At 63.1% G+C, this 23,854-nt stretch carries 28 protein-coding genes; 20 read left to right on the forward strand and 8 right to left on the reverse strand.

The window, feature by feature from the left end; translation table 11 throughout:
• Positions 1–333 precede the first annotated feature (333 nt).
• The 3 genes from FJ934_RS25350 to FJ934_RS25360 form a co-directional block, all read right to left on the reverse strand.
• The gene (locus tag FJ934_RS25350; protein WP_140613156.1) at positions 334–972 is read right to left on the reverse strand and encodes an MBL fold metallo-hydrolase; all 639 of its coding nucleotides are present in this window, start codon (positions 970–972) and stop codon (positions 334–336) included.
• Between the two features lie 139 nt (positions 973–1,111).
• Positions 1,112–1,429 carry a hypothetical protein gene (locus FJ934_RS25355; protein ID WP_140613157.1) on the reverse strand — a complete coding sequence of 106 codons (318 nt, stop codon included), beginning with the start codon at positions 1,427–1,429 and terminating at the stop codon, positions 1,112–1,114.
• Between the two features lie 145 nt (positions 1,430–1,574).
• A complete protein-coding gene (locus FJ934_RS25360; RefSeq protein WP_140613158.1) occupies positions 1,575–2,468 on the reverse strand; it encodes a branched-chain amino acid aminotransferase in 894 nt (297 codons plus the stop codon).
• Positions 2,469–2,731: 263 nt separating this feature from the next.
• On the opposite strand from FJ934_RS25360, the gene FJ934_RS25365 reads away from it, so the two are divergent.
• The 5 genes from FJ934_RS25365 (at position 2,732) to FJ934_RS25380 (ending at position 6,766) form a co-directional block, all read left to right on the forward strand.
• Positions 2,732–3,265, forward strand: coding sequence for a MarR family transcriptional regulator (locus tag FJ934_RS25365; protein ID WP_181165768.1), 534 nt, complete (start codon positions 2,732–2,734; stop codon positions 3,263–3,265).
• Entirely contained in the window at positions 3,252–3,971 is a 720-nt protein-coding gene (locus tag FJ934_RS25370) for a response regulator transcription factor (protein ID WP_140613160.1), read from the forward strand. The genes FJ934_RS25365 and FJ934_RS25370 overlap by 14 nt, the downstream gene beginning before the upstream one ends.
• Positions 3,972–4,017: 46 nt before the next feature.
• The gene (locus FJ934_RS25375; RefSeq protein ID WP_140613161.1) at positions 4,018–5,433 is read left to right on the forward strand and encodes an ATP-binding protein; all 1,416 of its coding nucleotides are present in this window, start codon (positions 4,018–4,020) and stop codon (positions 5,431–5,433) included.
• A gap of 158 nt (positions 5,434–5,591) precedes the next feature.
• Positions 5,592–5,756 carry a hypothetical protein gene (locus tag FJ934_RS28160; RefSeq protein WP_181165769.1) on the forward strand — a complete coding sequence of 55 codons (165 nt, stop codon included), beginning with the start codon at positions 5,592–5,594 and terminating at the stop codon, positions 5,754–5,756.
• Positions 5,744–6,766, forward strand: coding sequence for a glycosyltransferase family 1 protein (locus tag FJ934_RS25380; protein WP_140613162.1), 1,023 nt, complete (start codon positions 5,744–5,746; stop codon positions 6,764–6,766). The genes FJ934_RS28160 and FJ934_RS25380 overlap by 13 nt, the downstream gene beginning before the upstream one ends.
• 61 nt (positions 6,767–6,827) lie before the next feature.
• On the opposite strand, the gene FJ934_RS25385 is transcribed toward FJ934_RS25380, so the two are convergent.
• The 3 genes from FJ934_RS25385 to FJ934_RS25395 all read right to left on the reverse strand — a co-directional run bounded on the left by FJ934_RS25385 (position 6,828) and on the right by FJ934_RS25395 (position 8,334).
• The gene (locus FJ934_RS25385; RefSeq protein WP_064980596.1) at positions 6,828–7,187 is read right to left on the reverse strand and encodes a tRNA-binding protein; all 360 of its coding nucleotides are present in this window, start codon (positions 7,185–7,187) and stop codon (positions 6,828–6,830) included.
• 19 nt (positions 7,188–7,206) lie between these two features.
• Positions 7,207–7,707: a YbjN domain-containing protein gene (locus tag FJ934_RS25390; RefSeq protein WP_013893499.1), complete on the reverse strand. Its 501-nt coding sequence runs from the start codon at positions 7,705–7,707 to the stop codon at positions 7,207–7,209.
• Positions 7,708–8,031: 324 nt separating this feature from the next.
• Positions 8,032–8,334, reverse strand: coding sequence for an accessory factor UbiK family protein (locus FJ934_RS25395; RefSeq protein ID WP_140613163.1), 303 nt, complete (start codon positions 8,332–8,334; stop codon positions 8,032–8,034).
• A 214-nt stretch (positions 8,335–8,548) separates the two neighbouring features.
• On the opposite strand from FJ934_RS25395, the gene FJ934_RS25400 reads away from it, so the two are divergent.
• The 7 genes from FJ934_RS25400 to FJ934_RS25430 all read left to right on the forward strand — a co-directional run bounded on the left by FJ934_RS25400 (position 8,549) and on the right by FJ934_RS25430 (position 14,714).
• Positions 8,549–8,788, forward strand: coding sequence for a BrnA antitoxin family protein (locus FJ934_RS25400; protein WP_140613164.1), 240 nt, complete (start codon positions 8,549–8,551; stop codon positions 8,786–8,788).
• A gap of 134 nt (positions 8,789–8,922) precedes the next feature.
• Positions 8,923–9,816 carry a prolipoprotein diacylglyceryl transferase gene (gene lgt, locus FJ934_RS25405; protein WP_140613165.1) on the forward strand — a complete coding sequence of 298 codons (894 nt, stop codon included), beginning with the start codon at positions 8,923–8,925 and terminating at the stop codon, positions 9,814–9,816.
• The gene (locus tag FJ934_RS25410) at positions 9,813–10,901 is read left to right on the forward strand and encodes a class I SAM-dependent methyltransferase (RefSeq protein ID WP_140613166.1); all 1,089 of its coding nucleotides are present in this window, start codon (positions 9,813–9,815) and stop codon (positions 10,899–10,901) included. The genes lgt and FJ934_RS25410 overlap by 4 nt, the downstream gene beginning before the upstream one ends.
• A 103-nt stretch (positions 10,902–11,004) precedes the next feature.
• Positions 11,005–11,799, forward strand: coding sequence for a peptidoglycan editing factor PgeF (pgeF, locus tag FJ934_RS25415; protein WP_140613167.1), 795 nt, complete (start codon positions 11,005–11,007; stop codon positions 11,797–11,799).
• Positions 11,799–12,950: a Xaa-Pro peptidase family protein gene (locus tag FJ934_RS25420; RefSeq protein WP_140613168.1), complete on the forward strand. Its 1,152-nt coding sequence runs from the start codon at positions 11,799–11,801 to the stop codon at positions 12,948–12,950. Before pgeF ends, FJ934_RS25420 begins: the two co-directional genes overlap by 1 nt.
• Before the next feature lie 43 nt (positions 12,951–12,993).
• A complete protein-coding gene (locus FJ934_RS25425) occupies positions 12,994–13,623 on the forward strand; it encodes a hypothetical protein (RefSeq protein ID WP_140613169.1) in 630 nt (209 codons plus the stop codon).
• A 155-nt stretch (positions 13,624–13,778) separates the two neighbouring features.
• Positions 13,779–14,714 (forward strand): ribose-phosphate pyrophosphokinase, encoded by a 936-nt coding sequence (locus FJ934_RS25430; RefSeq protein ID WP_140613170.1) that lies wholly within the window; start codon positions 13,779–13,781, stop codon positions 14,712–14,714.
• On the opposite strand, the gene FJ934_RS25435 is transcribed toward FJ934_RS25430, so the two are convergent.
• A complete protein-coding gene (locus tag FJ934_RS25435) occupies positions 14,711–15,601 on the reverse strand; it encodes a helix-turn-helix transcriptional regulator (protein ID WP_140613180.1) in 891 nt (296 codons plus the stop codon). The genes FJ934_RS25430 and FJ934_RS25435 overlap by 4 nt on opposite strands.
• Before the next feature lie 180 nt (positions 15,602–15,781).
• Between FJ934_RS25435 and FJ934_RS25440 the strand changes: the two genes are divergently transcribed.
• A complete protein-coding gene (locus tag FJ934_RS25440; protein ID WP_181165770.1) occupies positions 15,782–17,023 on the forward strand; it encodes an MFS transporter in 1,242 nt (413 codons plus the stop codon).
• 135 nt (positions 17,024–17,158) lie between these two features.
• Here the strand turns inward: FJ934_RS25440 and FJ934_RS25445 are convergent, their stop codons facing one another.
• Positions 17,159–18,016 (reverse strand): alpha/beta hydrolase, encoded by an 858-nt coding sequence (locus FJ934_RS25445; protein ID WP_140613172.1) that lies wholly within the window; start codon positions 18,014–18,016, stop codon positions 17,159–17,161.
• A 146-nt stretch (positions 18,017–18,162) separates the two neighbouring features.
• On the opposite strand from FJ934_RS25445, the gene FJ934_RS25450 reads away from it, so the two are divergent.
• The 7 genes from FJ934_RS25450 to FJ934_RS25480 all read left to right on the forward strand — a co-directional run bounded on the left by FJ934_RS25450 (position 18,163) and on the right by FJ934_RS25480 (position 23,752).
• A complete protein-coding gene (locus FJ934_RS25450) occupies positions 18,163–18,591 on the forward strand; it encodes a MarR family transcriptional regulator (RefSeq protein ID WP_140613173.1) in 429 nt (142 codons plus the stop codon).
• 236 nt (positions 18,592–18,827) lie between these two features.
• Entirely contained in the window at positions 18,828–19,469 is a 642-nt protein-coding gene (locus FJ934_RS25455; RefSeq protein ID WP_140613174.1) for a 50S ribosomal protein L25/general stress protein Ctc, read from the forward strand.
• Between the two features lie 23 nt (positions 19,470–19,492).
• On the forward strand, positions 19,493–20,215 hold the full coding sequence (pth, locus tag FJ934_RS25460) for an aminoacyl-tRNA hydrolase (RefSeq protein WP_140613175.1): 723 nt from the start codon (positions 19,493–19,495) through the stop codon (positions 20,213–20,215).
• Positions 20,216–20,311: 96 nt separating this feature from the next.
• Positions 20,312–21,415: a redox-regulated ATPase YchF gene (gene ychF / locus FJ934_RS25465; protein ID WP_140613176.1), complete on the forward strand. Its 1,104-nt coding sequence runs from the start codon at positions 20,312–20,314 to the stop codon at positions 21,413–21,415.
• Positions 21,416–21,722: 307 nt separating this feature from the next.
• Complete coding sequence (gene corA, locus FJ934_RS25470) at positions 21,723–22,697, forward strand: magnesium/cobalt transporter CorA (protein ID WP_140613177.1); 975 nt, start codon at positions 21,723–21,725, stop codon at positions 22,695–22,697.
• 123 nt (positions 22,698–22,820) lie between these two features.
• Complete coding sequence (locus FJ934_RS25475; RefSeq protein ID WP_140613178.1) at positions 22,821–23,291, forward strand: MaoC family dehydratase; 471 nt, start codon at positions 22,821–22,823, stop codon at positions 23,289–23,291.
• A complete protein-coding gene (locus FJ934_RS25480) occupies positions 23,288–23,752 on the forward strand; it encodes a MaoC family dehydratase (protein ID WP_140613179.1) in 465 nt (154 codons plus the stop codon). Before FJ934_RS25475 ends, FJ934_RS25480 begins: the two co-directional genes overlap by 4 nt.
• Positions 23,753–23,854 lie beyond the last annotated feature (102 nt).

Consider the following 23,854-nt stretch of genomic DNA (forward strand, 5'->3'; position numbering starts at 1 on the left):
AAGAAAACCGTTACCCATGCAATCGGTCCATCCTGTTACCTATCTATCCGGTTCGGACACCGGCACCTTCTCCCCGTACAGGGACGGGGAGAAGAGAACTGGCCGCAATGCTGGCGCTGGTACTGCGACGCTGGAGATTGTCGAAATCCTCTGTGCAGGCTGTCTTTCTCCCCGTCCCTATACGGGGAGTTGAGAAGTGGTCCGCACAGCGGACGAGAAAGCCAATTGCTTGGTTTTTCGGATGACGAACGTCCGGCAGGACAATGAGGGGCGGCGCCAGCTTTCGGAAACGGCCTGGTCAAGTTGTTCGGGATCGTCTGAATCCGTACTGAATTAGACCAAAAACGGATTGGTCCGCCGCTCCTCGCCGAAGCGGCCGCCCGGCCCATGGCCGCAGATGAAGCCGATATCGTCGCCGAGCGGCAGAAGCTTGTCCTTTATCGAAGCGATCAGCGTCGCATGGTCGCCACCCGGCAGGTCGGTGCGGCCGACCGAGCCGCGAAACAGCACGTCGCCGACATGGGCGAATTTGGCCGCCCGGTTGTAATAGACGACGTGGCCCGGCGCGTGGCCGGGGCAATGCAGCACCTCGAAGCGATGCGAGCCGAACGACACCGTCTCCCCCTCGGTCAGGAACCGGTCGGGCACGCAATTGCGCGAACCGGCGATGCCGTAGCGCCTGCCCTGGTTTTCCAGATTGTCGAGCAAGGGTTTGTCGGCCTCGTGCGGGCCGACGATCTCGACGCCCAGCGCCGCCTTGAGCTCCATCGCACCGCCGGCATGATCGATGTGGCCATGCGTGATCCAGATGGCCCCGGCCGTGATCGCGTTGTCCTTCAACACGCCCAACACCTTGTCGATGTCGCCGCCCGGATCGACGACGACGCCGTGCTTGTCGTCCATGTCGAACAGGATGGTGCAGTTCTGCTGGAACGGTGTGACCGGTACGATGCCGGCGTTGAGCTGACCCATGATCGTCCTTTCGATGTCCAAGCGGTCATGTAGAGGCGCCGGTGAAAGGCGTCCACCCCTCGAAAGACGAACAGTCAGTCGTCTTAAAACGGAATGGGCGGCCGAAGCCGCCCATTTGAAAACCTTAGACAGAAATCGCCTACTTCTTCATGGCGCCCATGACCGCGCCGACGATGGCGGTCAGGATCGCGCCGCCGCCGGCGCCGCCGACGATGTTCTTCAGGTTGAGCGCGCTGCCGAGACTGCTCGTCGCCGCCGCGGCTGCGTCCGGAGTGATCGTGCCCCCGCCGAGCAGGCTGCCGAGGATCGCCGCGCCGCCGACGCCGCCAACCGCGCCGGCCAGGATTTTGGGAAGCTGCCCCATCGCTGCCGTCTTGATCGCCGCGCCGACCGCCTGACCACCGATAATGCCTGTAATGATCTGAATGATGATCGGAAGAAGCGTGTTCATGTCCATATTGCCAGTCCCTCCATAGCTGCCAGCCTCCCGGACCGACGCCATCATGAGACGCCGAATTGGATGAAAGTCAAATGCACAGACGCTGAAATAAAAGGGGCGGTTCGAAAACCGCCCCTACTTGCGCGAAAAGCTGTGACTTTCGTTATTCTGCGGCGATCGCATGCTTGGGCTGAACGGCGACAGAATAGTCGTTCATCAGGTTCTTGGCGATCTCGCCGACCTCGAATCGGTAGGGGCCGATCTCAGAAACCGGCGTGACTTCCGCCGCGGTTCCCGTCAGGAAGCATTGCTCGAAGCCTTCGAGTTCCTCCGGCATGATCGCGCGTTCGACGACCTCCAGCCCGCGATCCCTGGCTAGGCCAATGACGGTGCGGCGGGTGATGCCGTCGAGGAAGCAGTCGGGCTTCGGGGTATGGATCTTGGCGTCCTTGACGAAGAAGATGTTGGCGCCGGTTGCTTCGGCGACCTGGCCGCGCCAGTCGAGCATCATGGCGTCGGCATATCCGTTGGCCTCGGCGGCATGCTTGGACATGGTGCAGATCATGTAGAGGCCGGCGGCCTTCGACTTGGACGGCGCCGTGCGCGGGTCGGGCCGGCGCCATTCCGCCACGTCGAGCCGAATGCCTTTCAGCTTCTGCGCCGGATCGAAATAGCTCGGCCATTGCCAGATGGCGATGGCCACATTGATGCGGTTGTTCTGCGCCGAAACACCCATCTGCTCGCTGCCGCGCCAGGCGATCGGCCTGACATAGGCGTCCTGGAAACCCTGCTTTTTCAACAGTTTGGTCGAAGCATCATTGAGCTCGGCCACCGAATAGGGAATCTTGAAGCCGAGCAGGCGCGCCGATTCATGCAGACGCTCGGTGTGCTCGTTGAGCTTGAAGATCACGCCGCCATAGGCGCGTTCGCCTTCAAACACCGCGCTGGCGTAATGCAGGCCATGGGTCAGCACATGAATCTTGGCGTCGCCCCATGGAACGAACTCGCCGTTCATCCAGATGAAGCCGTCCAGTTGATCGAAGGGAACGGATGCCATGATAACCTCCCGCGGGCGCCGGCCCGCATATCTTTACAGTGTCGTTGCGTGTTCTTTTTGGCCGCGCCGTGAGATTGGAGACGCCAGCCGGTGTCTCGAAGCGTAAGCGGATAATCGCGCTCTGGCAAACTCAGGAAATTCCGGAAAAACCCGCCGGTCTTGCCTTTTCGTTCGCAATCCGCCCAAAAGCTTGTCAAAAATTATCATTGCAGGGAAATTACGTCAATAGTACTGACATAATCTCCTGTTCCCGTGGAGAAATGATGACGGATCGAAGCCCAGCCGCCGGAAAACCGATCAGGACCGCGATGTCAGTCGAGGACGGCATCGACTTCGCCATCATCGAGCTGTTCTTCTTCGCCTACCGCGACTTCACTTCCGATCCCGATCAGATCCTGGCCGACTATGGCTTCGGCCGCGCTCATCACCGTGTGCTGCATTTCGTCAACCGCAGGCCAGGCCTGACGGTCGCCGAACTGCTCGACGTGCTGAAGATCACCAAGCAGAGCCTGGCGCGCGTGCTCAAGCAACTGATCGACACCGACCATGTCGTGCAGCTGCAAGGTCCGCGCGACCGCCGCCAGCGTGAGCTCTATCCGACGGCCAAGGGCCGTGCGCTGGCGCTGGCGCTGGCGCGGCCACAGTCGCGCCGCATCCGTGCTGCATTGGAAGATTCCGGCGCCACCGAACGGGCTTTGGTGGAACGCTTCCTCGAAGCGATGGTCAATCCGGAACTGAGAGCTCAAATCGACGTTGGGTCCGCAAAAATGTCAGGAAAAAGCCATGGAGAGCAGTGAGAGGGTCGACCAGGCGACCGCACCGGATGACGACGCACCGCATTTGCTCGTGGTCGACGACGACACCCGCATCCGCAATCTTCTCAAGCAATATCTGACCGAAAATGGTTTTCGCGTCACCGTCGCCGGCAATGCCGGTGAGGCCCGCCGCAAGCTCGCCGGCCTCGACTTCGACCTGCTTGTGCTCGATGTCATGATGCCGGGCGAAAGCGGCGTCGATCTGACCAAGGCGCTGCGTGCAGAAAAGAACGTGCCGATCCTGATGCTGACGGCGTTGTCGGAAACCGACAGCCGCATCTCGGGGCTCGAGGCTGGCGCCGACGATTATCTGCCAAAACCCTTCGATCCGCGCGAGCTGATCCTGCGCATCAACAACATCCTGCGCCGCGGCGGCCCGGCGGCGACGCCAAAGGTCGAACAGTTGGTCTTCGGCCCCTACACCTTCCAGATCGCCAGGCGCGAACTGAAGCGCGGCGGCGAGGCGCTGAAGCTGACCGACCGTGAGCAGGAGATTCTGGCTATCTTTGCCGCGCGCGCTGGCGAAACCATCCCGCGCCACGAACTCGTCGGCGACGATTCGGAGGTCGGCGAGCGCACCATCGACGTTCAGATCAACCGGCTGCGCCGCAAGATTGAGCGTGATCCCTCCAATCCGGTTTGGCTGCAGACCGTGCGCGGTATTGGGTATCGGCTCAGCGTGGAATAGAATACCGGCCGCGGCCGCAATGGCCGCCGACGGATGAGACGGGCCAATGGCGACCACGGAACTGGAACAGCCGGGAAATGACGGCTTGAGCGCACGCGCCACGCGAACGCTCAAGGCGGTGCCGCGCATCTGGAACCGGTTCTGGCGCCTCGTCTCGCTCTATATGCCCAAGCGCCTCTATGCGCGCTCGCTGATCATCGTCATCGCGCCGATGATCCTTTTGCAATCGGTGGTCGCCTTCGTCTTCATGGAGCGCCATTGGGCGACCGTGACGCAGCGCCTGTCGCAGGCCACCGTACGCGACATCGCCGCCATCATCGACATGATCGAAACCTATCCGCACGACGCCGACTACGCCAACATCATTCGCATCGCGCAGGACCGGATGCAGCTGAAGGTCGACCTCCTGCCGCCCGATCCGTTGCCACCGCCGGGACCCAAACCGTTCTTCTCGATCCTCGATGACGTTCTTTCCGCCGAGATCACCCGCCAGATCAACCGGCCGTTCTGGATCGACACGGTCGGCAATTCCAACATCGTCGAGGTGCGCGTCCAGCTCGAGAACAGAGTGCTGCGCGTCTTCGTGCGCCGCAGTCAGGCCTATGCCTCCAACACCCACATCTTCCTGATCTGGATGGTCGGTACCTCGCTGGTGCTCTTGATGATCGCCATCCCCTTCCTGCGCAACCAGATCCGGCCGATCCTGACGCTCGCCGAGGCCGCCGAAAGCTTCGGCAAGGGCCGGCCGATGCCGCGCGATTTTCGCCCGCGCGGCGCCGAGGAGGTGCGCCGCGCCGGCTTTGCCTTCATCCAGATGCGCGAGCGCATCGAGCGCCAGATCGAGCAGCGCACCGCGATGCTCACCGGCGTCAGCCACGATCTCAGGACCATCCTCACCCGCTTCAAGCTGCAGCTGGCGCTGGCCGGCGGCAAGGCCGAGACCAAGGCGGCGCTGAACCAGGACATCGACGACATGCAGTCGATGCTCGAAGGCTATCTCTCCTTCGCCCGCGGCGAGGCCTCGGAGGATCCCGGGCGCTTTGATCTCGACGCCTACTTCCAGAAGCTCAGCGAAGAAGCGAGCCTGCGCAAATGCAAGCTGTCGACGACGCTTTCCGGCGACCCGACCGTGCATGTGCGGCCCAACGCCTTCGCCCGGCTATTGTCCAATGTCATCGGCAACGCCTTCCGCTATGCCAAGACGGTGGAGGTCAGCGCCAATCATGGCCGTGGCTCGCTTGTGGTCACCATCGACGATGACGGCCCGGGCATTCCGGCCGACAGGCGCGAGGATGTGTTCAAGCCCTTCGTGCGGCTCGACGAGGCCCGCAACCTCGATGCCAGCGGCACCGGTCTCGGCCTGTCGATCGCCCGTGACATCGCCCGCAGCCATGGCGGCGACATCACCCTCGACGTCAGCCCGCTTGGCGGCCTGCGCGCGGTGATCAAGGTTCCGGCCTAAGCGCAATTCCAGGAAAAGTGTGAAACGGTTTTCCGTCCGGACTTGCGTCAAGACAAAGAGTTAAAGGAGTTCGCCGTTTCCGCGAACGGTGGGCTGCTCTATGCACTTCAAGCATCTGGCTTCATCCGCCCGTCATGAAATCGTGGTGAAGAGCGCGCATGAAACGTGCGATCACACTCGATTCGTCCTTGCCGGCCCATTTCGACCCCGTGCCCGCCCGGGTGCGCTGGAGCGAAGCGGTTGTAGCCGGCTGGTCGCCGTTCCGGCATCGCTTCAAGGCAACCGTCGACCTTTCCAGCAAAGGGCCGCCATGCGCATATTGATGGTCACCGACGCCTGGCGCCCACAGGTCAATGGCGTCGTCCACACGCTGGAGCGGCTCACCGAAACCCTGAAATCCTTTGACGTCGGGGTGGATTTCCTGACGCCAAACATCTTTCGCACGCTGCCCTTGCCGACCTATCCCGATATAAGGCTGGCGCTGACCACGCCCGGCCACGTGGTACGGCTGATCGATGGCTACAAGACCGACCACATCCACATCGTCACCGAAGGGCCGCTCGGCATCATGGCGCGGCGCTATTGCCGCAATGCCGGCCGGCCATTCACCACCAGCTATCACACGCGCTTTCCCGAATATCTGAGCGCCCGCTTGCCGGTACCGGAAAGCTGGGCCTATCGCTGGCTGCGCGACTTCCACAATTCCGGCCAAGGCACGCTGGTCGCAACCCAGTCGCTCGCCGACGACCTTTCGGCGCGCGGTTTCAACAAGCTGAGGCCGTGGACGCGCGGCGTCGACACCGACCATTTCCGGCCGGACAAACGGAAGGACCTCGGCTTCCCCGGCCCGGTCTTCCTCTGCGTCGGCCGGGTCGCCATCGAAAAGAACCTCTCGGCCTTCCTCGACCTCGACCTGCCCGGCAGCAAGGTGGTCGTCGGCGAAGGTCCGGAGCTTGCAAAGCTCAAGGCGCGCTATCCCCAGGCGCATTTCCTCGGCCATCGCCCTAACGACGAACTGGCCGAGATCTATGCCTCGGCCGACGTCTTCGTCTTCCCCAGCCGCACCGACACATTCGGCAACGTCATCATCGAGGCGCTGGCCAGCGGCACGCCCGTCGCCGCCTATCCGGTCACCGGGCCGATCGACATCGTTGGCGACGGCATTGGCGGCGCGGTTTCCAACGATTTGCGCGAAGCATCGCTCGCCGCCCTCAAGGTCGACCGCGCCCAGGCCCGCGAACGCGCCATGCGCTACAGCTGGAAAGCCTGCGCGGAAATGTTCCTCGACACGGTCGGGGAAGCGCTGGGGACGCCGCGCAAACTGGCGGCGTGACACCATGCTTCGTCATCCACGGGCGAAGCCGACGCCCGAACCGTGGATGAGATGACGAAAACTAAAACAAACGCCCGCCGTCCGGCACCTTGCGCTCGATGGCGCCGAGCACGACAGCACCCTCCTCGTCAGGAAAGCCCAGCGTCAGCACTTCCGACATGAACGGCCCGATCTGGCGCGGCGGGAAATTGACCACAGCGAACACCTGCCGCCCGACCAGCGTTTCCGGCGTATAGTATTTGGTGATCTGCGCCGACGATTTCTTGATGCCGATGTCGGGCCCGAAATCGATCTTCAGCTTGAATGCCGGCTTGCGCGCCTCGGGAAACGGTTCGGCCTCGACGATCGTGCCGGCGCGGATGTCGACACGATCGAAATCGGCAAAACTGATCTCGGGCTTGCGCTCGCTGCTCGAACTCATGACACTGTCTTACCGATGCTCAGGCGTTGCCGTAGGTCTCGAACAGCACACCGGCCAGCGCATCCTTGGCCGAGGTTCCCGACCAGACGACGAACTGAAACGCCTGGAAATAGCATTCGCAGGCTTCCAGCGCCGAGGACAAAAGCACCTCGACCTGCTGGCTCGACGGCTCGACTCCGCCCGCCAGCAGCAACGACTGGCGGAACATGATCGCGCCTTCCTGCTCCCAGAGGTCGAAATGACCGAACAGCATCTGCTCGTTGATCAGCGACAACAGCCGCATCACTTCCAGCGCGCGGGTCTCCGGCACCTTGATGTCGAAGGCGCAGGCCAGATGCAGTGCCTCGAAATCCTCCATCCAGGAGAAGGAGACGTGATAGTCGGTCCAGCTGCCAGCGACCGAGATCGAGATTTCGTCATCGCCGGCCCGTTCGAAGGACCAGTCATTGTTGTGGGCCACCTGCTCGATAACATCCACCGGATGGATTTCGCGGGAGAATTCGAGTTCGAGAAGTTCCATGGAATGCTTCCTGTCGTTCTAAGGAGCGCCGCCACACGCTCCGCGGGAGGGCACACACAACGAACAATCTGATCTAGAACTCGGACGGCCAGGACTTCTCGACGCAAAGACCCCCAGACCGGACCCCACCGCCCGGCCGCATGACCCTGCTCCGAATCATGCAACAAATTCAGTCTATTGATCGGGAGTCGCGTGAACAGCCCAATTTTTCGCACTGCGTCATTCGCATGTGGAAAGGCGCTGTCACAAAGATTCATGCAATGCCGTTAAGCGATTCACGGCAAAGCGCTTTTCAGAATTGGGCTATGTGGAAAAGTTTAATGATTATTTTTTTGCACGCGGCTTCGCCGCCGCCGCTGGCGCGGTATCACCGGCCAGTTCGGCGAGCCTGGCTTCGAGCGCTTCGATGCGGGCGGCAAGACGGGCATTCTCGTCGCGGGCCTTGGCTGCCATCTCGCGCGCGGCCTCGAATTCCTCGCGCTGCACCACGTCCATCGAATTGAGGATACGCTCCGCCTGCCCCTTGAAGGCGGTTTCCACCTCGCGCCGCACGCCCTGGGCGGCACCGGCTGCATCGGTCATGAGCTTGGCGAATTCGTCGAGAATGCGGTTCGGTCCGGTCGACATGGCAAATCCTCGCTTGCTCGAAATGACGTAGTGGCGCCGCGCGGAGAATGCAAGAACGTTGAAGCTTGGTGCGGCATCTGCGTTGCTATGGCGCATGGCGCTGCCGTGCCTATAGGCAGTTGTCAAACAGCTCCAACCTGTACTCGAGGACGCCAAATCGCCTATTGTGTTGTCGTCTCATGTTGCGTCAGCACACTCCAATCAGGGTCAATCAATGGCAACGCCTCCACGCCGACCAACAAATCCGATGGCAGCCGCCGAAGCGGCCTTCAAGCCGGTCAAGAAGCCGGCGGCACCGCCCCGGGAACCCTCGACCGCCCCGAATGTCCGCGAGCTCGTTTCGATCAGGATCGACCGAGCCGTGCTGGACTATTTCCAGGAGGATGGCCCCGGCTGGCAGGACAGGATCAACGACGCGTTGCGGCAGGTGGTGGCTGCCAAGTCTCAGGGTTGAACTTACCGCCTGCACGGCGATGGCCCGAAAGGATGACCCGCCCCGACAATTGACGGCAACCACCTTGCCTTGACCCTGCCCAAACCCTGCCGCATGGTCCGCGCGCAAACGCGTTTCGCAACCGAGAGCTCCCGTTGAACGATTATTTCCTGCTGCCGCTGGCCTCGCTGCCCTTTCCCAACATCAACCCGATCCTCGTCCAGATCGGGCCGCTGGCGGTGCACTGGTACGGCGTCGGCTACATCGTCGGCATCCTGTTTGCCTGGTGGTATGCCAAGCGGCTTGCCTCCAATCCAAGGCTCTGGCCCGACGGCATCCTGCCGATGAAGCCCGAGGACCTCGACGATTTCATCGTCTGGGCGGCCATCGGCGTGGTGCTGGGCGGCCGCACTGGCTATGTGCTGTTCTACGACCTGCCGCGCTACATCGCGCATCCGCTCGACATTTTCGCCGTCTGGCAAGGCGGCATGTCGTTCCATGGCGGCCTGCTCGGCGTCATCCTCGCCATGACGCTGTTTTCCATCAAGCGCGGCATCCGCACTTGGTCGCTGTTCGATGTCGTGGCCGCCGGCGTGCCGGTTGGGCTTGGACTGGTGCGCGTCTGCAATTTCATCAATGCCGAACTTTGGGGTAGGCCGACCGACATGCCCTGGGGGGTGGTCTTCTGCAACGATCGCCTCCAGCAGGCGCTAGGGCAATGTCCGGCCGGTCTCGACCCTCGCCATCCGAGCCAACTCTACGAAGCGCTGCTCGAGGGCCTGGTGCTGTTTGTCGTGCTGCGCATCCTCACCCATTCGCGCCTCAAGCTGAAGACGCCGCGCTTCGTCGGCGGCGCCTTCATCTGCGGCTACGGCCTGTCGCGCATCTTCGTCGAGTTCTTCCGCGAGCCGGACCAGCAGCTCGGCTATCTCCTCGGCACCAACTGGCTGACCATGGGCATGATCCTGTCGACACCGATGGTGCTGGCCGGCATCTGGGCGATGGCCACCGCCAAGCCGGTGACGCAATCGCAGCCGCAGGCGACATGACGCGGCTGAAGACCCGGATCGTCGACCTGATCGAGGCACTTGGTCCCCTTCCCGTCAACGAATACATGGCGATGTGCCTGTTCGATCCTTCGGACGGCTACTACACGACGCGAGAGCCCTTCGGTACCGCCGGCGATTTCGTCACCGCGCCGGAGATCAGCCAGATGTTCGGCGAACTGATCGCCGTCTGGCTCTACCAGGCGTGGCTGGCGATCGGCCGCCCGATGGCGGTGACCATCGCCGAGATCGGCCCAGGCCGTGGCACACTGATGAAGGACATGCTGCGCACCCTGTCGCGGCTCGACCCGGCGCTGGCCAATGGTGCTGACTTCGCCATGATCGAGACCAGCCCGCGCCTGGCCGAGGTGCAGAAGCAGACGCTTGCCGCGACACCGCTCGCGGTTCGGTGGCACGAGACGATCGAGACCCTCCCTCATCAGCCGCTGCTGATCGTTGGCAACGAACTGTTCGACGCCGTCCCCATCCGCCAGTTCGTGTGCGCCGGCGCCGGCTGGCGCGAGCGGATGATCGGCCTCGATGATGAGAACAATCTTTGCTTCTTCGCCGGCGCCGGCTCGGTCGATCCGACTTTGCTGCCTCCCGATGCCGCAAATGCACCGCAAGGCGCGGTCGCCGAAGTGGCACCGGCCCGCACGGCTCTGATGGCAGCCATCGCCGAGCGCATGGCCCGAGACAATGGCGCCGGGCTGTTCCTCGACTACGGCCATCTGCAGCCGGGTGTCGGCGACACGCTGCAGGCCTTGCGCCGGCACAATCACGAAGATGTGCTGGCCAATCCGGGCGAAGCCGATCTCACCTCCCATGTCGATTTCGCCGCCCTTGCCGCGACCGTGCGCGCGCACGGTTTCGACGCCCACCTGTCGACGCAGGGCGATTTCCTGCTTGGCATGGGCATCCTCGAGCGTGCCGGCAGGCTTGGCGCCAATGCCAGCCAGGCGGCGCGCGACAAGATCACCGGCGATGTCGAACGCCTGGCCGGGTCGCAGGCCATGGGCGAGCTGTTCAAGGTGCTTGCCGTCCTGCCGCGCGGCGCCGCCGTCCGGCCTTTTGCCATGGCGGATTGACTTTTCACCGCTCCCCCTCCCAATCTCCCGTCCGGTAAAAGAGCGGCCGGACCGCCGGCCGCTTTTTCTTGACGAAACCGCTCATACGGACAACAACGCCCGCATGCTGAATCAGACCAAACCGGATCCTGTTCGGTCGCCGCTGCTGGACGAGGCGCAGGCACAAGGCATCCGCCACGGCTATTTCACCCGCGTCGGCGGCGTCTCGGCCGGCATCTATCAGGGCCTCAACATCGGCACCGGATCGGATGACGACCAAGCGCTGGTCGCCGAGAACCGCCGCCGTGTCGCCGCCTGGATGGGCGTGCCGGCGAACCATCTGCTGACCGCCTGGCAGATCCATTCGCCCGACGTCATAATCGCCCGGGAGCCCTTTGCCGGCGAGCGGCCCAAGGCCGACGCCATCGTCACCGACCGGCCCGGCATTGCCATCGGCGCCTCGACCGCCGACTGCGGCCCGGTGCTCTTTGCCGATGCGCAAGCGCGCATCATCGGCGCGGCGCATGCCGGCTGGAAGGGCGCCTTCACCGGCGTGCTCGAAAACACCGTTCTTGCCATGGAAAGCCTTGGCGCCCGGCGTGAGAACATCATTGCCGTGCTCGGTCCTTCGATCGGCCCGGACAATTACGAGGTCGGTCCTGAATTCGTCGCCCGCTTCGTCGAGGCGGATGCTGAAAACGCCGCCTATTTCACACCCTCCGCCAATGCCGGCCACGCCATGTTCGACCTCAACCGCTACACGGTCGACCGGCTGACCAGGGCCGGCGTTACCGCCGAGGGCCTCGGCCGCTGCACCTATGCCGAGGAAGATCTTTTTTACTCCTACCGGCGCACCACGCACCGCAAGGAGCCTGATTATGGCCGGCAGGTTTCGGCGATTGTTTTGGAGAGGGAATAATGGCGCTGCATTTTGAACGATCCGAATTTGACGCGCGGCGCGACCGGCTGATGATCGAGATGGCCGAGAAGAAGCTCGATGCCATCCTGTTGTTCGCGCAGGAGAGCATGTACTGGCTGACCGGCTATGACACGTTCGGCTTCTGCTTCTTCCAGTGCCTGGTGGTGAAGGCCGACGGCTCGATGGTGTTGCTCACCCGCTCGGCCGATCTGCGCCAGGCACGCCAGACCTCGATCATCGATAACATCGTGCTGTGGACCGACCGCAATGGCGCCAACCCGGCGGTCGACCTGCGCAACCTGCTCAACGAACTCGACCTGCTTGGCGCCCGTATCGGCGTCGAATACGACACCCACGGGCTGACCGCCTACAATGGCCGCCGGCTGGACGAGCAGTTGCAGACCTTCGGCCAGATCGCCGACGCATCCGGCATCGTCGGACGGCTGCGCCTGTTCAAGAGTCCGGCCGAGATCGCCAAGGCCGAGAAGGCCGCCAACCTCTCCGACGACGCGCTGGACGCGGCCCTGCCGCTGATCAAGCAAGGCGGCGACGAAGCCCTGATTCTGGCCGCCATGCAGGGCGCCGTCTTTGCCGGCAGCGGCGACTATCCGGCCAACGAATTCATCATCGGCTCCGGTGTCGACGCGCTGCTGTGCCGCTACAAGGCTGGCCGCCGCAAGCTCACCAAGAATGATCAGCTGACGCTCGAATGGGCCGGCGTCTTCCATCATTACCATGCGCCGATGATGCGCACGGTGCTGACCGGAAAGGTCTCCAAGCGCCATCAGGAACTGTTCGACGCGGCGCGCGCCGCGCTTCTCGCCGTCGAAAAGGCGATGACGCCCGGAAACACATTCGGCGACGTCTTCGACGCCCATGCCCGCACCATGGAGGCGCATGGCCTGACCAAGCATCGGCTGAACGCCTGCGGCTATTCGGTCGGCGCGCGCTTCACACCGTCCTGGATGGACATGCCGATGTTCATCCAGGGCAATCCCGAGCCGATCGCGCCGAACATGACCCTGTTCGCCCACATGATCATCATGGATTCCGACACCGAGACGGCGATGACGCTTGGCCGCACCTACCTGACAACCGAATCCCAGCCGAAGCCGCTCTCCCGCCATGATCTCGACTTGATCGTGCAGTGAAACCACAATGGGAGGCGTTCTTCGCCAAGGAGTTAGAAGGCAAATGAGACGATCGCGTCTGACGACCGTGTCATTGCTTGTGGCATTGGCTCTGGCGGCCTGCACCAACGCAAAGGACGTTCTCGAACCTTCCGCAATCACCCCACCGGCCACCTCGGCGCCGGCAGCGCAAGGCGGAGCGGCGGCTGGTGTTTCGGTCCCGGCGTCATCAGCCGCGCCTGCCACCACGGCGGGTGCGCCTGCCGCCACCACTCCGGTCACGCCCGCACAGGCCGCCGCCATCCTTGCCAAAACCCGGCTGCAGATCGCGCCGATCGTTGGCGCTTCGGTGGAAGCCGCTACCCCGCTGACGGCGGAACTGCAGGCGCGCGCCAAGCAGCGCGGCATCACGCTTGCCGGCAGTCAGGATCAAACCGCGACCCATGTGCTCAAGGGCTATTTCTCGGCGATCTCGGAGGGCAAGGACACCACCGTCATCTATGTCTGGGACATCTACGACCCCTCCGGCAACCGCCTGCACCGTATCAACGGCCAGATGAAGGCGCCTGCGGTCAACTCCGGCAACAGCGGGAGCGCCGACAGCTGGAAGGCGGTCTCGCCCGCCACCATGCAGGCGATCGCCGACCAGACCATCGACCAGTTCGCGGCGTTTCTTAGCGGCAAGGCGAGTTGAGATGTTGCCAGCCGGCGATGCCCAACAGCTTTCTTGAGCTTAGCCGGCGGATTCCCGATCTCGGCGCTTGCAATACCAGCGCGGGCCGCTAAAAGCCCGGTTAAAAGGTACAGGAGAGTCCGTCAGGCCTCTCCACCCTCCACCAGGAACGGTGCATGAAACTCTTCGCGGGCAATTCCAACAGGGTGCTGGCCGAAGCGGTCGCCCGCTATCTCAACATCCCGCTGGGCAAGGCCAGTGTCAGGCGCTTCGCCGACCAAGAAATCTTCGTCGAAATCCAGGAAAACGTGCGCGGCGAGGATGTCTTCATCCTGCAGTCGACCTCATTCCCGACCAACGATCACCTGATGGAACTGCTCATCATGATCGACGCCTTCATGCGCTCGTCGGCCCGGCGCATCACGGCGGTCATTCCCTATTTCGGCTATGCAAGGCAGGATCGCCGCGCCTCCGGCCGCACGCCGATCTCGGCCAAGCTGGTGGCCAACATGATCACCCGCGCCGGCGTCAACCGGGTTTTGACGCTGGACCTTCATGCCGGCCAGATCCAGGGCTTCTTCGACATCCCGACCGACAATCTGTTCTCGGTACCGGTGATGGCCCGCGACGTGAAGGCGAAATACAAGCAACTCGGCAATGTCGTGGTGGTATCGCCCGATATTGGCGGCGTGGTGCGCGCGCGTGCGCTGGCCAAGCGCTTCGACGCGCAACTCGCCATCGTCGACAAACGCCGTGAGCGCCCGGGCGAATCGGAAGTCATGAACATCATCGGCGCGGTCGCCGGCAAGGACTGCCTGCTGATCGACGACATCGTCGATTCCGGCGGCACGCTGTGCAATGCCGCCGATGCGCTGCTGGCCAACGGCGCCACCAGCGTCACCGCCTATATCACCCACGGCGTGCTCTCGGGCGGCGCGGTCGCCCGCATCAGCGGCTCGAAGTTGCAGGAACTGGTGATCACCGATTCCATCCAGCCGACCCAGGCCGTGCTCGATGCCCCCAACATCCGCGTCATCTCGATCGCCGACCTGATCGGCGAAGCCATCTCGCGCACGGCGACCGAGGAATCGGTGTCGAGCCTGTTCGATTAACCTCCCGGCGGCGGCAATCTGGTTCCGGCACCGGGTACCATCCGCCGCGGGCTTTCCCCGCTGTCACGGGCACCGCGCATGTAGCCACGCGGCGAGGAGCCGAGCATGCGCTTGAACATGGTGATGAAAGCCGGCACGCTGTCATAGCCGAGATCGAGCGCCACCCTGGTGATCGGCTCGCCATCGGCCAGCCGCGGCAGCGCCGCGAACAGGCAGGCCTGCTGCCGCCATGTCGACAGCGACAATCCGGTCTGACGCTGGAAGGCGCGCGTGAAGGAGCGCCGGCTCATGCCGACGGCATCGGCCCATTCGTCGATCGTTGCGTGTGGCGAGGGTGCCGCGACAAAGCGCCGGCAGAGCGCCGCCAGTTTGGGATCGGACGGGAACGGCAGGCCCAGTGGCCGTTCCGGCAGCTGCGGAATCTCATGCAGCAGAAGGTTCATGATCAGGCCGCCGCGCCCTTCCAGTTCGCCGCCTTGCGGCAGCTTCTCGGATTCCACGATCAGGCTGTGCATCAGGTCGGTGATGCCGACCACGCGCATGCCTTCCGGCAGGCCGGGAATCGCCTGCGGCACGACATAGACCGAGCGCATCGAGACATCGCCCAGCATCTCGACGGAATGTTCGATGCCGGCCGGAATCCACATTGCATGGTCGGGCGGCACCATCCAGCGCCCGTGCCGCGTCGTCACCAGCACGACGCCCACCAGCGCATGCAGCAACTGACTGCGGCTGTGGTGATGATGCGGCACATGGTAGCCATCCGGATATTCGGTCGGCAAGACCACCGCCGGTCCAACCGCCTGCTCCAGCCACTGCCAACGCAACCCGTGCAATCGCTCGAGATCGGTCCGACCGGCGCCAAAAAGCTCCTTACCGTTCGGCATCATCATGCTCAGCTGGCCCACTCGCGAAACTATTGGACCAAACCACGAAAGAAGTAGCCTGGCAACCGGCTTATAAGGCTGCCCTGCGGGAGCGTCCCGCTACGTTTACCGCTGCGGGGCGGGAAAGCCCCGCCGCGTCAGTCCTGCGGCTCTGCCGCCAAAAAGACTACGGAGCCTATCTTGACCGATACGACAGCGAGCAGCGTCGCGACACCCGCGAGCCCCAGTCACGTTTCAGCCCAGGCGACGGCCTTCACCGTCATTCTGGCGGTGAGCCTCTGCCATTGCATCAACGACATCATGCAGTCGCTGCTATCGGCGATCTATCCGCTTCTGAAAGACAATTACGGCCTCGACTTCTGGCAGATCGGCCTGTTGACCTTCACCTTCCAGGTGACGGCATCGCTGCTGCAGCCGATCATCGGCATGATCACCGACAAGCGGCCGATGCCTTACTCCCTGCCCTCCGGCATGGCCGCGTCGCTGATCGGCCTGGTCGTGCTGGCCTATGCCGGGCACTACTACCTGCTCCTGATCGGCGCCTCGCTGATCGGCATCGGCTCGGCGATCTTCCATCCCGAATCCTCGCGCATCGCCCGCTTCGCGTCCGGCGGCCGGTTTGGCCTGGCCCAGTCGCTCTTTCAGGTCGGCGGCAATTTCGGCCAGTCCATGGGGCCCCTGCTTGCCGCCTTCATCGTCGTGCCTTTCGGCCAGACCAGCATCGCCTGGTTCACCGGCGGCTCTCTGATCGGCATCTTCATCTTGTGGCAGGTCGGCGGCTGGTACAGCCGTCTGCGCGCCGCGCAGGGCATCCGCAAGGCGCCAAGTTTCGTCTCGCCATTCCCCCGCCGCAAGGTGATGTGGGCGCTGGCGGTGCTGACGCTGCTTGTGTTGACCAAGAACGCCTATATCGCCAGCCTCGCCAGCTACTACACTTTTTATTCCATCCATAAGTTCGGCGTGTCGGTGCAGATGAGTCAAGTGATGCTGTTCCTGTTCCTCGGCGCCTCGGCGCTGGGCATTCTGCTCGGCGGCCCGTTCGGCGACCGCTACGGACAGAAGGCGATGATCTGGTTCTCGATCGTCGGCGTGCTGCCCTTCACGCTTGCGCTCCCCTACGCCAACATGGAATGGACGATGGTGCTGACGGTGCTGATCGGGCTGATCCTGTCATCGGCCTTCTCCAACATCGTTGTCTTCGCGCAGGAACTGGTGCCGGGCCGCGTCGGCATGATCGCCGGCATCTTCTTCGGCTTCGCCTTCGGCGTGGGCGGCATCGCGGCCGCCGTGCTCGGCGTCGTCGCCGACATGAAGGGCATCGACTTCGTCTTCCAGATCTGCTCGTACCTGCCGTTCCTGGGGCTGCTGACGGTGTTCCTGCCCAACATGAGGGAAGCCCGGACCATGGAAGCCGCCTCTTAGAGCAATTTCAGGAAAAGTGCGTAGCGGTTTTCCGTCCGGAATTGCGTGAAAGCAATGGGTTAGACCATTCGCGTTCTGTCCGCGAAAGAGCACCCTACGGTTGGCGGGTGCTCTTTCTGTTTGGTCCGGAAGACCTTACGACTTGAAGAAGGCCAACAGGTCGGCGTTGATGACGTCGGCATGGGTCGTGGCCATGCCGTGCGGGTAACCCTTGTAGACCTTGAGCTCGCCCTTCTTGAGCAGCATGATAGTCAGCAGCGCCGAGTCGGCGATGGGAACGATCTGGTCGTCGTCGCCATGCATGACCAGCACCGGCACGTCGATCTTCTTGAGGTCCTCGGTGAAGTCGGTTTCCGAGAAGGCCTTGATGCAATCATAATGCGCCTTGGTGCCGCCCATCATGCCCTGGCGCCACCAATTGTCGATGACCCCTTGCGAAACCTCGGCGCCCGGACGGTTGAAGCCATAGAACGGACCGGCCGGGACGTCGCGGAAGAATTGGGCGCGGTTGGCTGCCTGGGCGGAGCGGAAACCGTCGAACACCTCGATCGGCAGGCCGCCGGGATTGGCCGGCGTCTTGAGCATGATCGGCGGCACCGCGCCGATCAGCACCGCCTTGGCGACACGGCCGCCCGAGCCGTACTTCGCGACGTAGCGCGCCACCTCGCCACCGCCGGTCGAGTGGCCGACATGGATGGCGTCCTTGAGGTCGAGATGGGCGACAAGTTCAGCGACATCGGCCGCATAGGTGTCCATCTCGTTGCCGATATCCGTCTGGGTCGAGCGACCATGGCCGCGCCGGTCATGGGCGATGACGCGGTAGCCCTTCGACAGGAAGAACAGCATCTGGGCATCCCAGTCGTCGCTGCTCAATGGCCAGCCATGGTGGAAAACGATGGGCTGACCAGTTCCCCAGTCCTTGTAATAGATCTCCGTGCCATCCTTGGTGGTGATCGTGCCGCTGCCCGAGCCGGACTTGGTCTGCATTGTCATCTCAATTTCCCTTCGCTTGTTATCGCAATAATCAATATCGCGATACTGACTCCTAACGCGGTTCACACCCCCTGTCCACAAAAATATGTATCGCGATATCATTTTCGTGGTACTTAACCCGTAAGTTGCAAAACAAGGAATGCGTCGTGCGTCTCCCGTTGGACAATCAGCTCTGCTTCACGCTTTATGCCACGAGCATGGCCATCAACCGCACATATAAACCCATGCTGAACGAGATGGGCATCACCTATCCGCAATATCTGGTGCTCAACGCCCTGGGTGAAGCCGACGGCATGTCGGTCGGCACGATTGCGGACCGGCTCGCCCTGGAATCGAGCACCATCACGCCGCTGGTGAAGCGGATGGAGCAGGCCGGACTGGTGACCCGCCAGCGCAGCCGGACCGACGAGCGCCAGGTTCAGGTCGACCTGAGCGCCGCGGGGCGCGCCCTGCTTGTCCGGTGCAACTGCCTGAACGAAACCCTGATCGAGCGCTCAGGCATGACGCTCGCCGAGCTCAACGCCCTCAACCGGCAAGTCCAGGCGTTGCGCGATGCCTTGACCGGCGACCAGTAGCCAGCCTCTCCAGCCATGGCTTGCACCCCCCGCCGCCTTCCGCTATAGAGCCGCCACCCGCGTAGACACCCTTGGAGGCAACGCGGCGGAAGGCTGCCTTCCCCTTGTGATCCCGAACAAAGATCCGCTCGCTGCGGTTTCCGGCATTCGGGCATCGAGGTCCGGCGGCTTTCGACGTTTACGGCTCGGCACATCGCCAACCGTAGGCGCTCCAGAACAACACGAAAGGAAGTGCCATGAGCCACGATGCTTACGAGCTCAAGGCCGAAGCGCGCGAACAGGTCGGTAAGGGGTCCGCCCGTGCAGTTCGCCGCAACGGTAAAGTGCCTGCGGTAATTTACGGTGACAAGCAGCCTCCCCTGGCGATCGCTCTCACCTACAAGGACATCTACTACAAGATTCATGGCGGCGGGTTCCTGACCACGGTTGCCACGATCGATGTCGACGGCAAGAAGATCCAGGTCCTGCCGAAGGACTTCCAGCTCGACCCGGTCAAGGACTTCCCGATGCACGTGGATTTCCTGCGCATCGGCAAGGACACCGAAGTCAATGTCGACGTGCCTGTCCACTTCATCAATGAAGACAAGTCGCCCGGCATCAAGCGCGGCGGCGTGCTCAACATCGTGCGTCACGAGGTCGAGTTCCACTGCCCGGCCAATGCGATCCCGGAATTCATCACCGTCGATCTCACCGGCGCCGATATCGGCGATTCGATCCACATCTCGGCGGTCAAGCTGCCGGCGGGCGTCAAGCCCGTCATCGCCGATCGCGATTTCACCATCGCGACCATCGCCGGTTCGGCGGCGATGAAGCCAGAGACGGAAGAGACGGCCGAGGCTGAGACCCCTGAAGCGGCTCCTGCCGCCGAAGAGAAGTAAGTCTTTCCCGCCCGGAGCTGACGATGCTGCTGTTTGCAGGACTCGGCAATCCGGGCGCGAAGTACGCCAGCAACCGCCACAATGTCGGCTTCATGGCGGCGGACGCTATCGCCCGCCGCCATTCCTTTTCGCCCTGGTCGAAGAAATTCCAGGGCCTGATCGCCGAGGGCACGCTCGGCGGCGAAAAGATCATCCTGATCAAGCCGCAGACTTTCATGAACCTGTCCGGCCAGTCGGTCGGCGAGGCGCTGCGCTTCTACAAGCTCGAACCGTCCGCGCTCACCGTCTTCTACGATGAGATCGACCTTGCCGAGGGCAAGCTGCGCATCAAGACCGGCGGCGGCGCCGGCGGCCACAATGGCATCCGCTCGATCGACGGCCATGTCGGCAACACCTATCGTCGCGTGCGCATCGGCGTCGGCCATCCCGGCGTCAAGGAAATGGTCCAGCACCATGTGCTCGGCGATTTCGCCAAGGCCGACCGCGAATGGCTGGAGCCGCTGCTCGACGCAATCGCCGACAATGCCGCCATGATCGTCAAGGGCGACGAATCCGGCTTCATGAACAAGGCAGCGCTCGCCGTCCAGGGCAAGGCCGCGGCCGAGCCGGACAAGCCGGCGCAGAAGCAACCGCCAAAACAGCAGAGCCACATCCGCCAGGCGCGGCAGCAGCAGGCGCCTGCCAAGCTGCCTGAAACGGGCCCGATGGCCGCCATGCTGAAAAAGCTATTCGGCGGCAAGGACTGAGCCTCAGACGTCCCGGGCGTTACAGGGCTTGACGTTCCTCACCCCTACCCCCATAGCCCTCATCAAATTTCGATTTCCCGATAGGACTGGACGAAAATGGGTTTCAAATGCGGCATCGTTGGCTTGCCCAACGTCGGCAAGTCGACGCTTTTCAATGCGTTGACCAGGACGGCGGCGGCGCAGGCCGCCAACTATCCGTTCTGCACCATCGAACCGAACACCGGCGAGGTGGCGGTGCCCGATCCGCGCCTGCAGAAGATCGCCGAGATCGCCAAGTCGAAGGAGATCATCCCGACCCGCATCTCCTTCGTCGACATTGCCGGCCTGGTGCGCGGCGCCTCCAAAGGCGAAGGGCTGGGCAACCAGTTCCTCGCCAACATCCGCGAGGTCGACGCCATCGTGCACGTGCTGCGCTGCTTCGAGGATGACGACATCACCCATGTCGAGGGCCGCATCGACCCCGTCGCCGACGCCGAGACGGTCGAGACGGAGCTGATGCTCGCCGACCTCGACAGCCTGGAGCGCCGCATCGTGCAGATCCGCAAGCGCGCCTCAGCCAAGGACAAGGACGCGACGTCAGTGCTGCCGATGATGGAGGCCGCGCTCGAGCTGCTGCAGGCCGGCAAGCCGACCCGCATCCTGCTCAAGGGCATTTCGGCCGAGGACCTGCGCATCCTGCAGGGCCTAAACCTGCTGACCTCGCACCCCGTGCTCTACGTCTGCAACGTCGCCGAGGCCGACGCCGCCACCGGCAACGAGCACACAAGGGCCGTCGAGAAAATGGCGACCGCGCAAGGCGCCCGCACCGTCGTCATCTCGGCCGCGATCGAGGCCGAAGTCGCCCAGCTCAGCGATGAGGAGGAGATGGAATTCCTGTCCTCGCTCGGTCTCGACGAGCCGGGCCTCAACAAGGTCATTCGCGCCGGCTACGAGCTGTTGCAGCTCATCACCTATTTCACCGCCGGACCGAAGGAAACCCGCGCCTGGACCATCCACAAGGGCGACAAGGCTCCGCAGGCGGCCGGCGTCATCCACACCGATTTCGAACGCGGCTTCATTCGCGCCCAGACCATCGCCTACAATGACTATGTCACGCTGGGCGGCGAAGTGGCCGCCAAGGAAGCCGGCAAGGCGCGCGACGAGGGCAAGGAATATGTCGTCCAGGACGGCGACGTGATGCTGTTCAAGTTTAATACTTGATCTGACGAACGTCACGCCGCTCGTGGCGCGTGACGTTCGATCTTCGCCTGCGGACCGCCGTTCAGAGGCGGTTTGAACGATACGGACCGCCGCAAGCCGAGCCGGCGAAGCTTTCCTGGTACCGGCTGCTGGACGCGTTTTTCCGAGCGGGCGATGCCGGCCCGGCTCCAGTCCGGGCTCGTCTTGATTTTGTCATGTCAGGGGTCTAAGCGGCGAGCGCACGCTCGGCGCATGGGACGAGGAACCGTGCAATCCGACACGAAGTGTCAATCCAACGCCCTTTAATCCTAGCAGGGGAGATCTTGCGATGATCAAGGCTTTCGTCGTCGACAATGATCGCCTGCGCCTTACCGACGATCTCCTCGCCAATGGTGACAAGATCGTCTGGGCAGATCTGATCAACCCGACCAAGGAAGAAGAAACCACCATCGAGAGCTGGCTCGGCATCGCCATCCCGACCCGCGAGGAGATGGAGGAGATCGAGATTTCCAGCCGCCTCTATATCGAGGACGGCGCCTACTTCATGACCGCCACCCTGCCCGCCCAGACTGAAGTCGACGATCCCCTGATGTCGCCGGTCACCTTCGCGCTCTCCGGCAACAGGCTGATCACCGTTCGCTACCACGAGCCGAAGGCGTTCAAGACCTTTCCGCTGCGCGCCGAGAAGGTGGCGATGGGCTGCACCAGCGGCGACACCATCCTGATTGGCCTGCTGGAAGCGATCGTCGATCGCCTGGCCGATATACTCGAACGCGCCGGCCGCGACGTGGAGGCGATCTCGCGCGACATTTTCGAAGCGCGCTCGACCAAGGTGTCGAAGCGCAACCGAGACTTCCAGGAACTGCTGAAAGCCATCGGCCGCAAGGAAGACATCGCCTCTTCCGTGCGCGACAGCCTGATCTCGCTGCAGCGGTTGGCCGGCTTCCTCGCCCATGTCGCCACCCAGACCAAGATGAGCAAGGATGTCCGCGCCCGTATCAAGACCTTGTCGCGCGACGTGCTGTCGCTCGCCGACCACGCCACCTTCCTGTCGCAGAAGATCTCCTTCCTGCTCGATGCCACGCTCGGCATGATCTCGATCGAGCAGAACGCCATCATCAAGATCTTCTCGGTCGCCGCCGTCATCTTCCTGCCGCCGACGCTGGTCGCCTCGATCTACGGCATGAATTTCGACGTCATTCCCGAGCTGAAATGGCAGCTCGGCTATCCCTTCGCCATTGGCCTGATGATCCTGTCGGCGATCCTGCCCTTCTGGTACTTCCGCCGCCGCGGCTGGCTCTGAGCGCCGGCGCCGGCCGCTCCCAAGCCTGGCACACCAGAAAAGGGCTTGACCAAAACGCCCGCGCCCTGCATCCGGATTTGCCGATCCGCGCGGATCGCGCGTTCCGCAACCGGATTCCAGACCATGACCGCGAAGACATGGGCCTATGAGGACTTCATCGAAGGGACCTCGTTCGACCTCGGCATTAAACAGGTGAGCGCTGCCGAGATCATCGAATTCGCCAGCGAATTCGATGCCCAGCCCATGCATCTCGACGAGGCCGCAGGCAAGGCAAGCATCCTCGGCGGCCTGTCGGCTTCGGGCTGGCACACCTGCGCCATGTTCATGCGCATGCTGTGCGATGCCTTCCTGCTGGACTCCACCTGCCAGGGCGCGCCCGGCGTCGATCAGGTCAAATGGAAGAAGCCGGTGCTGGCCGGCGATACGCTGAAGGGCAGCCTGGTGGTTCTCGCCAGGCGGCTGTCGAAGTCGAAACCGCAACTCGGCTTCGTCACCATGCGCAGCGAACTGGTCAACCAGCGCGGCGAAAGCGTCTTCGAGCTCGATAACTCCGTCATGTTCCTCACACGCGAAGCCGCGGGGAGCCAGGCATGACTCTCGATGAATTCTTCCGCGTCGGCGTCACCGTCACCCTCGGCTCGCATACATTCGAGGCCGAGGCGATCAAGGCGTTCGCCCGCAAATACGACCCGCAGATCTTCCATATAGACGAGGAGGCCGCGAAAAAGAGCGTGCTCGGCGGCCTCTGCGCCTCCGGCTGGCACACCACCGCCACCTGGATGAAGCTGAATCTGGAAACCCGCATGGACGCCGAAGGCTGGAACGGTCCTGGCCCGGTGCCGGAGTTCGGTCCCTCGCCTGGTTTCAAGAACCTGAAATGGCTGAAGCCGGTCTATGCCGGCGAGACGGTGACTTTCACCCGCACCGCTGTTTCCCACCGGCCGATCACTTCACGCCCCGGTTGGCAGTTGCTGGCGCTGCGTTCGGATGCCTTCGATTCGACCGGCGACAAGGTGCTGGAATTCGAAAGCGCCGTGCTCGTGAAGGTGGGGTAGAGGCGCCTCTTCCTTCTCCCCCTGCGGGCTAGCGTGCGCACACATCTGCTTCGGAGGGGTGTCAAGGGACGTATTGGCCGGGCGGCAGATGGGGCTTGAAGG

Origin of the sequence: Mesorhizobium sp. B2-4-12 (genome assembly GCF_006441575.1) — a bacterium.
Lineage (GTDB): Bacteria > Pseudomonadota > Alphaproteobacteria > Rhizobiales > Rhizobiaceae > Mesorhizobium.

Coding starts and splice junctions, on each gene's coding strand:
- FJ934_RS25350 (WP_140613156.1), bottom strand. CDS start 972: ATGGGTCAGCTCAACGCCGGCATCGTACCGGTCACACCGTTCCAGCAG.
- FJ934_RS25355 (WP_140613157.1), bottom strand. CDS start 1,429: ATGGACATGAACACGCTTCTTCCGATCATCATTCAGATCATTACAGGC.
- FJ934_RS25360 (WP_140613158.1), bottom strand. CDS start 2,468: ATGGCATCCGTTCCCTTCGATCAACTGGACGGCTTCATCTGGATGAAC.
- FJ934_RS25365 (WP_181165768.1), top strand. CDS start 2,732: ATGACGGATCGAAGCCCAGCCGCCGGAAAACCGATCAGGACCGCGATG.
- FJ934_RS25370 (WP_140613160.1), top strand. CDS start 3,252: ATGGAGAGCAGTGAGAGGGTCGACCAGGCGACCGCACCGGATGACGAC.
- FJ934_RS25375 (WP_140613161.1), top strand. CDS start 4,018: ATGGCGACCACGGAACTGGAACAGCCGGGAAATGACGGCTTGAGCGCA.
- FJ934_RS28160 (WP_181165769.1), top strand. CDS start 5,592: ATGAAACGTGCGATCACACTCGATTCGTCCTTGCCGGCCCATTTCGAC.
- FJ934_RS25380 (WP_140613162.1), top strand. CDS start 5,744: ATGCGCATATTGATGGTCACCGACGCCTGGCGCCCACAGGTCAATGGC.
- FJ934_RS25385 (WP_064980596.1), bottom strand. CDS start 7,187: ATGAGTTCGAGCAGCGAGCGCAAGCCCGAGATCAGTTTTGCCGATTTC.
- FJ934_RS25390 (WP_013893499.1), bottom strand. CDS start 7,707: ATGGAACTTCTCGAACTCGAATTCTCCCGCGAAATCCATCCGGTGGAT.
- FJ934_RS25395 (WP_140613163.1), bottom strand. CDS start 8,334: ATGTCGACCGGACCGAACCGCATTCTCGACGAATTCGCCAAGCTCATG.
- FJ934_RS25400 (WP_140613164.1), top strand. CDS start 8,549: ATGGCAACGCCTCCACGCCGACCAACAAATCCGATGGCAGCCGCCGAA.
- FJ934_RS25410 (WP_140613166.1), top strand. CDS start 9,813: ATGACGCGGCTGAAGACCCGGATCGTCGACCTGATCGAGGCACTTGGT.
- pgeF (WP_140613167.1), top strand. CDS start 11,005: ATGCTGAATCAGACCAAACCGGATCCTGTTCGGTCGCCGCTGCTGGAC.
- FJ934_RS25420 (WP_140613168.1), top strand. CDS start 11,799: ATGGCGCTGCATTTTGAACGATCCGAATTTGACGCGCGGCGCGACCGG.
- FJ934_RS25425 (WP_140613169.1), top strand. CDS start 12,994: ATGAGACGATCGCGTCTGACGACCGTGTCATTGCTTGTGGCATTGGCT.
- FJ934_RS25430 (WP_140613170.1), top strand. CDS start 13,779: ATGAAACTCTTCGCGGGCAATTCCAACAGGGTGCTGGCCGAAGCGGTC.
- FJ934_RS25435 (WP_140613180.1), bottom strand. CDS start 15,601: ATGCCGAACGGTAAGGAGCTTTTTGGCGCCGGTCGGACCGATCTCGAG.
- FJ934_RS25445 (WP_140613172.1), bottom strand. CDS start 18,016: ATGACAATGCAGACCAAGTCCGGCTCGGGCAGCGGCACGATCACCACC.
- FJ934_RS25455 (WP_140613174.1), top strand. CDS start 18,828: ATGAGCCACGATGCTTACGAGCTCAAGGCCGAAGCGCGCGAACAGGTC.
- pth (WP_140613175.1), top strand. CDS start 19,493: ATGCTGCTGTTTGCAGGACTCGGCAATCCGGGCGCGAAGTACGCCAGC.
- ychF (WP_140613176.1), top strand. CDS start 20,312: ATGGGTTTCAAATGCGGCATCGTTGGCTTGCCCAACGTCGGCAAGTCG.
- corA (WP_140613177.1), top strand. CDS start 21,723: ATGATCAAGGCTTTCGTCGTCGACAATGATCGCCTGCGCCTTACCGAC.
- FJ934_RS25475 (WP_140613178.1), top strand. CDS start 22,821: ATGACCGCGAAGACATGGGCCTATGAGGACTTCATCGAAGGGACCTCG.
- FJ934_RS25480 (WP_140613179.1), top strand. CDS start 23,288: ATGACTCTCGATGAATTCTTCCGCGTCGGCGTCACCGTCACCCTCGGC.